We start from the raw sequence: 8,892 nt of genomic DNA, 5'->3' as shown, positions 1-8,892 counted from the left end.
CCCGACAAGGCGATCGACCTGATGGACGAGGCGGCGAGCCGCCTGCGCATGGAGGTGGACAGCAAGCCCGAGGAGCTCGACCAGCTCGACCGGCAGATCCTGCAGATGCAGATCGAGGCCGAGGCGCTGAAGAAGGAGGACGACGCGGCCTCCCGCGAGCGGCTCGAAACGCTCGAGAAGGAGCTCGCCGAGCTGCAGGAGCGTTCCGCCGAGATGACCGCCAAGTGGCAGGCCGAGCGCGACAAGCTCGCATCGGCCCGTGAGCTCAAGGAACAGCTCGACCGCGCGCGCGCCGACCTGGAGATCGCCAAGCGCGAGGGCGATCTGGCCCGCGCCGGGGAGCTCTCCTACGGCGTGATTCCGCAGCTCGAGAAACAGCTCGCCGAGGCCGAGGCGCGCGAGGACGAGACCGACGACGGCGTCATGGTCGAGGAGGCCGTGCGCCCCGAGCAGATCGCGGCGGTGGTCGAGCGCTGGACCGGCATCCCGATGTCGAAAATGCTCGAGGGCGAACGCGAGAAGCTCCTGCGCATGGAGGAGGACCTCCATGCCCGCGTCGTCGGGCAGGATCGGGCGGTCACGGCGGTGGCCAACGCCGTTCGCCGTGCGCGCGCCGGGCTCAACGACGAGAACCGGCCGCTGGGCTCGTTTCTCTTCCTCGGCCCCACCGGCGTCGGCAAGACGGAGCTCACCAAGTCGCTCGCCGATTTCCTCTTCGACGACGAGAGCGCGATGGTGCGCATCGACATGTCGGAGTTCATGGAGAAGCACTCGGTCGCCCGCCTGATCGGTGCGCCGCCGGGCTACGTCGGCTACGAGGAAGGCGGCGTCCTGACCGAGGCGGTGCGCCGTCGGCCCTATCAGGTCGTGCTCTTCGACGAGGTCGAGAAGGCGCACCCGGACGTCTTCAACGTGCTCCTGCAGGTGCTCGACGACGGCATGCTGACCGACGGGCAGGGCCACCACGTCGACTTCAAGCAGACGCTGATCGTGCTCACCTCGAACCTCGGCAGCCAGGCGCTCAGCCGTCTGCCCGAGGGCGCGGACTCCGATCAGGCGAAGGGCGACGTGATGGAGGCGGTGCGCAACCACTTCCGCCCCGAGTTCCTGAACCGGCTGGACGAGATCATCGTCTTCGACCGGCTGGACCGCGAGGACATGACCGGCATCGTCGACATCCAGCTCGGCGAGCTGCAGAAGCGGCTCGCGGCCCGCAAGATCCGGCTGGAGATCGACGAGGCGGCCAAGGAATGGCTCGCCAACGAGGGCTACGATCCGGTCTTCGGCGCGCGCCCACTCAAGCGGGTGATCCAGAAGGCGCTGCAGGATCCGCTCGCCGAGATGCTGCTCGGCGGGGAGGTGAAGGACGGCGACGTGATCCCGGTGAGCGCGGGGGCCGACGGCCTGCTGATCGGCGACCGGGTCGGCCGCTCCGACCGGCAACCGCCCGAGGAGGCGGTGCTGCACTGACCGGCCGGTTGATGCCCTGACAGACGAAAGCCCCCGCCGCGCCGGCGGGGGCTTTTTCACGGGCGGCGGGACCGCTCACTCCGGCAGGAGCACCGTGTCGATGCGGTGGATCACGCCGTTGGAGGCCGTGATGTCGGCCTGCGTGACGCGCGCGTCGTCCACGTGCACCGCGTCGCCCGTCGCGTCGATGTGCAGGTCGCTTCCCTGCACGGTCGTCGCCGAGAGGCGCTCGCCGATCAGCTGGTCCGAGGTCACGACGCCCGGCACCACGTGATAGGTCAGTACCGCGGCGAGCTGGTCGCGGTTCTCGGGCTGCAGGAGCTCTTCGACCGTGCCCTCGGGCAGCTTCTCGAAGGCGGCGTTGGTCGGCGCGAAGACGGTGAAGGGGCCGTCCCCGTCCAGCGTCTCGACAAGGCCCGCGGCGTCGGCGGCGGCGACGAGGGTCGAGAACTGGTCGTTGCTCGACAGGACGCCGGCGATGCTGGGCGCCTGCGACATCATGGGGGCGCAGGCCGCGATCGTCGCGGCGAGGCCGGTTCCTGCGAGCGCCTTGAGTGCGAAGCGACGGTTCATGTGGAAACTCCCTTTTCCGTGTGTGCGCCGGTCGTTCCGGCAAACGTCCGGGCGGGGCGGCATGGCGCCGCCCCGCCCGGCGCATGCCGCGAAATTACTCGGGCATGATGACCGAATCGATGACGTGGATCACGCCGTTCGAGGCCTCGATATCGGCCGTCGTCACGGTCGCGCCGTCCACCATGACGGTATCGTCCATGATGCTGATCTCGACCTCGGAGCCCTGCACGGTCTCGGCCGTCATGCCGTCGGAGAGATCCGAGGACATCACCTCGCCGGGGACGACGTGGTAGGTCAGGATCGAGGTGAGCGTCTCGGTGTCGTCGAGCAGGCCCTCGACGGTGCCCTCGGGCAGCGCGGCGAAGGCGTCGTCCGTCGGTGCGAAGACGGTGAACGGACCCTCGCCCTTCAGCGTCTCGACGAGGCCCGCGGCCTCGAGCGCGGTGGTGAGGGTCGTGAAGTTGCCCGCCTCGACGGCGGTGTCCACGATGTCCTTGCCCATGTGTTCGTCGGCGAGCGCCGGACCGGCGAGCAGGGTTGCCGATGCGAGCGCGGTGAGGGTGGTGCGGAACATGTTTGTCCTCCTGCGTGTGGGACACGAATGAATCGTTCGAACAGAAACGCCCGAACCGAACGGAAACGCCCGAACGGGCATCTCGTGTTCCTCTACGCGGGAGAACGCGGCAGGGTTCACCGGGGATTTCCGCCGATCGCGGTTGACGCCGGGGCGGCCGACGCTAAGCCGGCCGCCGGTCGCGCTTCCAATGAAAATCTTGTGAGCGGACGTGAACGCGCCGCGCTCAATCGCGCCCGATGGCGGCCCGCGCGATGCCGTCGAGCATCTCTTCCACGGCATCCATCGGCCCGTCCGGGTATCCGCGGTAGCCGATGGTCACCGTCTCCGCGCCCGCTTCCTGCATGATGAAGACGTGGTAGGGGCAGTAGGCGATGTTCATCGGATCGGCCTCCATCACCTCGCGCGAGACGCTGGCCGAGCAGAAGCCGTAGGCCTCCGCCGCCTCGTAGAGCTCGACCTCCGAGCCCACGTCGGCCCGCGTCCGGGAGAGCATGCCGCCGACGTCGCTGACGTGGTCGATCACCAGCCCCTCGTCGAGGATCGCGTTCTCGAGCCCGAAGGCCACGTCCCCGAAGCTCATGTCGGTCTCGTAGGTCACGATGTCCTCGTCGGCGAACGCCGGGAGGGCGCAGGCGGCGAGGGCGGCGGCGGCGAGTGTCTTGCGCATGGGGTCTCTCCCTGTTTCGTGAGACGGGCCGCGGTGGCCCGCCCGGTATCGGCACGCTACGCTCGCAGCTGTCCGCGCGCATTGCGGAAGGTCAAGACGGAAAGGCAGGGCCGATGGACTGGATCGGGATCGCGCTCGAGGCGCTCGCCGCGCTCTTCATCATCGCCGTGGGGCTCGGCGTGGCGGCCGTCGCGGTGCTCTTCGTGCTCGACCGCACGCAACGGGGCGACGCGATCCGGCGCAACTACCCGGTGATCGGGCGCTTCCGCCATCTCTTCACCACGCTTGGAGAGTTCTTCCGCCAGTATTTCTTCGCCATGGACCGCGAGGAGCTGCCCTTCAACCGCGCGCAGCGCAACTGGGTCTATGCCGCCGCCGAGGGGCGGGGCAACACGCTCGCCTTCGGCTCCACGCGTCTGACGAGCACGCCGGGCACGCCGATCTTCATGAACGCGGCCTTCCCGCCGCTCGACGATCAGTACGGCACGACCGCGCCGCTGGTGATCGGCCCCTCCTGCCGCACGCCCTTCGCAGCGCCGTCGTTCTTCAACATCTCCGGCATGAGCTACGGCGCGATCTCGCGCCCGGCGGTGCGCGCGCTCGCGCACGGGGCGCGGATGGCGGGCATCTGGATGAACACCGGCGAGGGGGGCCTCTCACCCTATCACCTCGAAGGGGGCTGCGACATCGTCTTCCAGATCGGGACGGCGAAATACGGTGTGCGCGACGGCGACGGCAATCTGGACGACGACAGGCTCCGCGCGGTCGCCGCGCACGACCAGGTCCGCATGTTCGAGATCAAGCTCAGCCAGGGCGCCAAGCCCGGCAAGGGCGGCATCCTGCCCGGCGACAAGGTCACCCCCGAGATCGCCGAGATACGCGGCATCCCCGAGGGGCAGGACAGCCTCTCGCCCAACCGCCACCGCGAAGCCGGAAGCTGGGGCGAGCTTCTGGACCTGATCGCCCACGTCCGCGAGGTCACGGGCAAGCCCACCGGCATCAAGACCTGCCTCGGCTCGTCGGACCCGTGGGAGGAGTTCTTCGCCGAGATCGACCGCCGCGGACCCGAGAGCGCGCCGGATTTCATCACCGTGGACGGCGGCGAGGGCGGCACCGGCGCCGCGCCGATGCCCCTGATGGACCTCGTCGGCATGCCGCTGCGCGAGGCGCTCGTGCGCATCGTCGATCAGCGCGACCGTCACGGGCTGCACGAACGCATCCGCGTCGTGGCCTCCGGCAAGCTGGTCAATCCGGGCGACGTGGCCTGGGCGATCTGCGCGGGCGCGGATTTCGTCACGAACGCGCGCGGCTTCATGTTCTCGCTCGGCTGCATCCAGGCGCTGAAGTGCAACCGCAACACCTGTCCGACGGGGGTGACGACGCATGATCCGCGCCTGCAGGCGGGCCTCGTGGCCGAGGAGAAGGACCGCCGCGTGGCCGCCTACGCGCGCACCATCATCGGCGAGGTCGAGATGATCGCCCATTCCGTCGGCGTGGCCGAGCCGCGGCTGATGCGCCGCCGCCACGTCCGCCTCGTTCAGGAGGACGGCCGCTCCGTGCCGATGAACGAGCTCTATCCCTCCGTGCCGCTCGCGGTGCCGGCCTGAGCGTGGCCCGCGTCTGGTCTTGCACCCTGTCCCTGCCTTGGGCAGATATCACGCAGGGGCAGGGCGATGGCGTCGCCACACCCGTCCGGGTGCGCCCCGCGTCCGTCCTGAACGCCGGGACCTTTCCCTGAGGAGGAGGGTCGCGCGATGAGCGAACGTCCCGCACACTACCGATTTCACAACGGCGAAAAGGCGCCGCTGCCCTTCGCGGCGCAGGAGTACGAGGCGCGCCTCGCCGGGCTGCGCGCCGCGATGGCGGCGGCCGGCGTCGACGCTGCCCTGCTGACCTCGATGCACAACGTGGCCTACTACTCGGGCTTTCTCTATTGTGCCTTCGGGCGGCCCTACGGCCTCGTCGTCACGCCCGAGACTTGCGTGACCATCAGCGCCGGCATCGACGGCGGGCAGCCCTGGCGGCGCTGTCACGGCGACAACCTCACCTACACCGATTGGGCGCGCGGCAACTTCTGGCGCGCGGTGGCCCATGTCGCGGGGACCGGCCGGCGGCTCGGGGTCGAGGGCGATCACCTGACGGTGGCCGCGCAGGCGGAGCTCGACGCGCATCTCGCGCCGGCCGGGATCAGCGATCTCGCGCCCGCCACGATGCGCCAGCGCATGACGAAATCCCCGGCCGAGATCGCGCTGATCCGGCAGGGGGCCGCTGTCGCCGATGTCGGCGGGTACGCGATCCGCGAGGCGATCCGCGAGGGCGTGCGCGAGCTTGACGTGGCGATGGCCGGGCGCGACGCCATGGAGGTCGAGATCGCGCGCCGCTTCCCGGAGGCCGAGTATCGCGACACCTGGGTCTGGGTCCAGTCGGGGCTCAACACCGACGGGGCGCACAACCCGGTCACCGCGCGCAGGCTCCGCCGCGGCGACATCCTGAGCCTCAACAGCTTCCCGATGATCTCGGGCTATTACACCGCGCTCGAGCGGACGCTCTTCCTCGGCGAGCCGGACACGGCGAGTCTCGCCGTCTGGGAGGCCAATGTCGCCGCGCACGAATACGGCATCTCGCTGCTGCGGCCCGGTGTGACCTGCGCCGAGGTCGCGCAGCGCATCAACGCCTTTCTCGCGGACCGGGGCCTGCTGGAGTACCGCAGCTTCGGCTACGGTCACAGCTTCGGCTTGCTCAGTCACTACTACGGCCGCGAGGCGGGGCTGGAGCTGCGCGAGGACGTCGAGACGGTGCTCGAGCCCGGCATGGTCGTCTCGATGGAGCCGATGCTCACCATCCCCGAGGGCGCGCCCGGCGCGGGCGGCTACCGCGAGCACGACATCCTGATCGTGACCGAGGATGCGCCGGAGAACATCACGGGCTTCCCCTATGGCCCGGCGCACAACGTGGTCGGGTGAGCCCCGGGGTGGGCGCTTGGGATCGGGCGCCTGCCTGCCGTTCGGCCGTCTTTCGAGGCCCGGGGCGGGCGCGGGCCGGGCGGAGGTTGACCTGCGCCGCCGGTCTCCGGCTCGCCGAGGCCGCGGCCGCCGCCTGTCTCCGGCCCGGTGTCCGGCGCGGCGCGCATGCGGCCCTGTCCTTCGGACCGCTCCGCCCGTGACGGGTCATGGTGCGCCCGACGTTCCGGCGGGCCAACTGCCGCGTTGCGGGCCGCCCGGCCCGCGCGTATCAAGAAGGCAGGCGCCCGCGCGGCGAAAGGAGAGACGGATGGCAGCACTCGCGCGGCTCGTGATCTTCGGGTTCATTGCGCTGACGGTGGTCTACGTGAGCCTCTCGCTCTGGTCGCGTGCCGTGCGCCGCGAGAAGCTCGAACAGCGCTGGGCCGAAAAGGGGCGCATCGGCGACCGGGAGGCCTTCGTCAGGCGCGGGCTCGAGCGTTATGACGACTCGATCCGGCGCAAGCTCCTGCTCGGGGTCTACGTGGTCCCGACGCTCGTCGTCGCCGCGATCATCTACTTCACGAATTTCGGCTGAGGAGGCGGCGGCGATGGTCTATGTGAAATGGGGAGTCATCCTCGCCTTCTGGGGGGTCGTGGCGGCGGTCCTGCACTACACGCTGCCGCAGCACGACATCGTGCGGATCACCGACACCTACGAGACACGGGTCGATTACGGCGACAACGCGCTTTTCTGGGCCTCCGAGTCCTCGGGCATGGCGACCGGCGTGCAGGGGCGCGACGTCTTCTTCATCCAGACGCGGCGCGGGAACGGGCGCCCGATGATCTATCGCAACGAAGACACCGGCTGGGGCTGGCCGCCCTATTTCAAGTTCGATTCCGCGAATCTGCAGGCCGACGCGGCCGACCTGAAATCCACGCAGGACGATCCGCGCTGGGTCGTGGTGCGCCACTACGGCTGGCGCAACGAGTTCATGTCGATCTATCCCAACGCGGTCGACGTGCGGCTGGCGGACGGCCCCGAGGAGCAGATCATCCCCTGGGTGAATATCGTGATCCTCACGCTGCTCGTCGCGCTCGGCTGGGCGGTCTGGGTGCGCTGGCGCCGCTTCCGGCGCCGTCGGCTCGACCCGGTCTTCGAAGAGGTGGGCGACAGCGTCGCCGATTTTTCCGACGGCGTGGCCGAGCGCGGGGCGCGCCTGCGCCGATGGTGGCGCGGCGAGCCCGGCTGATCGGGGCACGCCGCGGCCCCTGCGCCCCTCCGGCAGGAGACGCCGGGCCGCTCACCGGACAGCGCTCCGCCCTGGCGCGGGCCATGCGGCTCTCCCCGGGAAGGAGGTCTGTTCCGTAGCGGCGGGCGCTCGCGGGGCATGCCGGTTCGCGGACCTCGTGGCCGCACGCGGCGCTCCGCGGGAGCGCAGGCGGGCCGGAGCATCGCGGCCCGGCGCCGCCTCGGGGCCGCCCAAGCCCGTTGCAACGGGCTTGGCCAAGTCCCTTGCAAGGGACTTGGCCCGCACGCGCCTCCGGTGTCGCGCTCAGCCGAAGACCTTGGTCAGCGCCGCGTCCACGGTCGCGGCGATGTGGTCGATGTCGTCGGCGGTGGCGATCAGCGCGGGCGAGAAGCAGAGCGTGTTGTTCCGCCCCGGCACCGAGCGGTTGGTGACGCCGATGATGACGCCGGCGGCGTTGCACTCGCCCACCACCTTCTGCGCGAGCTTTTCGTCGACGGGCTCCCTCGTCTGGCGGTCTGCCACCAGTTCCGCGCCGCAGAACAGCCCCGAGCCGCGCACGTCGCCCACGACGGCATGCTTTTCCTTCAGCTCCGCCAGCCGCTCCATCAGCCGGTCGCCCATCGCGCGGGTGTTGGTCAGCAGCCCCTCTTCCTCGACAATCGCCATGTTCTCCAGCGCCGCCGCGGGGCCGGCCGTGCAGCCCCCGAAGGTCGAGATGTCGCGGAAGTAGTCGAGCGGGTCCTCCGGCGCCTCCTTGAACATCGAGAACACCTCCTCGGTGGTCACGAGGCAGGCGATCGCGGCGTAGCCCGAGGCGAGGCCCTTGGCCATCGTCACCATGTCGGGCTGCACGCCGTAGTTCTGGTAGCCGAACCACGTGCCCGTCCGGCCCACGCCGCAGACCACCTCGTCGATGTGCAGCAGGATGTCGTATTTCCGGCAGATCTCCTGCACCCGCTCCCAGTAGCCCGAGGGCGGCGGGATCACGCCGCCGCCCGCTGTGACCGGCTCGAGGCAGAGCGCGCCCACGGTGTCCGGCCCTTCGCGCAGGATCACCGCCTCGATCTGGTCGGCGGCCCAGAGGCCGTAGTTCTCCTCCGGCGCGCCCTCCTGCTCGTGGCGACGATACTCGAGGCAGTGCGGCACCCGCACGAAGCCCGGCGCGAAGGGGCCGTAATGCGCGTTGCGCTCGTCCTGCCCGCCCGCGCTGAGGCAGCCGATGGTGGTGCCGTGATAGTCCCGGTCGCGGTAGAGGATCTTGTGCTTTTTCCCGCCGTAGCGCTTCTGCGCGATCTGGCGGACCATCTTGAAGGCCTTCTCGTTCGCCTCCGAGCCGGAGTTGCAGTAGTAGACGCGGGAGAGCCCCGGCATCTTGTCGATCAGCGCCTCGGCGAAGCGCGCGCCGGGGATCGT

9 protein-coding genes are annotated in these 8,892 nt (G+C 70.0%); 5 read left to right on the top strand and 4 right to left on the bottom strand.

The genetic code is table 11. The annotated features are described in order from the left end of the window. Positions 1 to 1,470, top strand: a 1,470-nt coding sequence (locus tag ACESL7_RS09650; protein ID WP_372893114.1) for an AAA family ATPase, incomplete at its 5' end; no start/stop codon positions are given. Positions 1,471 to 1,545: 75 nt separating this feature from the next. Here ACESL7_RS09650 and ACESL7_RS09645 read toward each other — a convergent pair. From ACESL7_RS09645 to ACESL7_RS09635, 3 genes are all read right to left on the bottom strand, one after another. Beyond that, positions 1,546 to 2,043 carry a fasciclin domain-containing protein gene (locus ACESL7_RS09645; RefSeq protein ID WP_372893113.1) on the bottom strand — a complete coding sequence of 166 codons (498 nt, stop codon included), beginning with the start codon at positions 2,041 to 2,043 and terminating at the stop codon, positions 1,546 to 1,548. A 94-nt stretch (positions 2,044 to 2,137) separates the two neighbouring features. Further along, a complete protein-coding gene (locus ACESL7_RS09640) occupies positions 2,138 to 2,617 on the bottom strand; it encodes a fasciclin domain-containing protein (protein ID WP_372893112.1) in 480 nt (159 codons plus the stop codon). A gap of 226 nt (positions 2,618 to 2,843) precedes the next feature. Further along, a complete protein-coding gene (locus ACESL7_RS09635) occupies positions 2,844 to 3,287 on the bottom strand; it encodes a DUF302 domain-containing protein (protein WP_372893111.1) in 444 nt (147 codons plus the stop codon). 113 nt (positions 3,288 to 3,400) lie between these two features. Here ACESL7_RS09635 and ACESL7_RS09630 point away from each other — a divergent pair, with 113 nt between their 5' ends. The 4 genes from ACESL7_RS09630 (at position 3,401) to ACESL7_RS09615 (ending at position 7,479) form a co-directional block, all read left to right on the top strand. Further along, positions 3,401 to 4,894 (top strand): FMN-binding glutamate synthase family protein, encoded by a 1,494-nt coding sequence (locus tag ACESL7_RS09630; RefSeq protein ID WP_372893110.1) that lies wholly within the window; start codon positions 3,401 to 3,403, stop codon positions 4,892 to 4,894. A gap of 147 nt (positions 4,895 to 5,041) precedes the next feature. After that, the gene (locus tag ACESL7_RS09625; protein WP_372893109.1) at positions 5,042 to 6,250 is read left to right on the top strand and encodes a M24 family metallopeptidase; all 1,209 of its coding nucleotides are present in this window, start codon (positions 5,042 to 5,044) and stop codon (positions 6,248 to 6,250) included. Between the two features lie 307 nt (positions 6,251 to 6,557). Beyond that, complete coding sequence (locus tag ACESL7_RS09620; RefSeq protein ID WP_372893108.1) at positions 6,558 to 6,824, top strand: hypothetical protein; 267 nt, start codon at positions 6,558 to 6,560, stop codon at positions 6,822 to 6,824. Between the two features lie 13 nt (positions 6,825 to 6,837). Continuing rightward, positions 6,838 to 7,479 (top strand): DUF1523 family protein, encoded by a 642-nt coding sequence (locus ACESL7_RS09615; protein ID WP_372893107.1) that lies wholly within the window; start codon positions 6,838 to 6,840, stop codon positions 7,477 to 7,479. 303 nt (positions 7,480 to 7,782) lie between these two features. On the opposite strand, the gene ACESL7_RS09610 is transcribed toward ACESL7_RS09615, so the two are convergent. After that, positions 7,783 to 8,892, bottom strand: a 1,110-nt coding sequence (locus ACESL7_RS09610; RefSeq protein WP_372893106.1) for an aminotransferase family protein, incomplete at its 5' end; no start/stop codon positions are given.

The sequence above is a fragment of the Rhodosalinus sp. genome, from assembly GCF_041685465.1.
In the GTDB taxonomy this organism is placed as follows: domain Bacteria; phylum Pseudomonadota; class Alphaproteobacteria; order Rhodobacterales; family Rhodobacteraceae; genus Rhodosalinus.
This window is presented reverse-complemented; position numbering and strand designations above follow the sequence as displayed.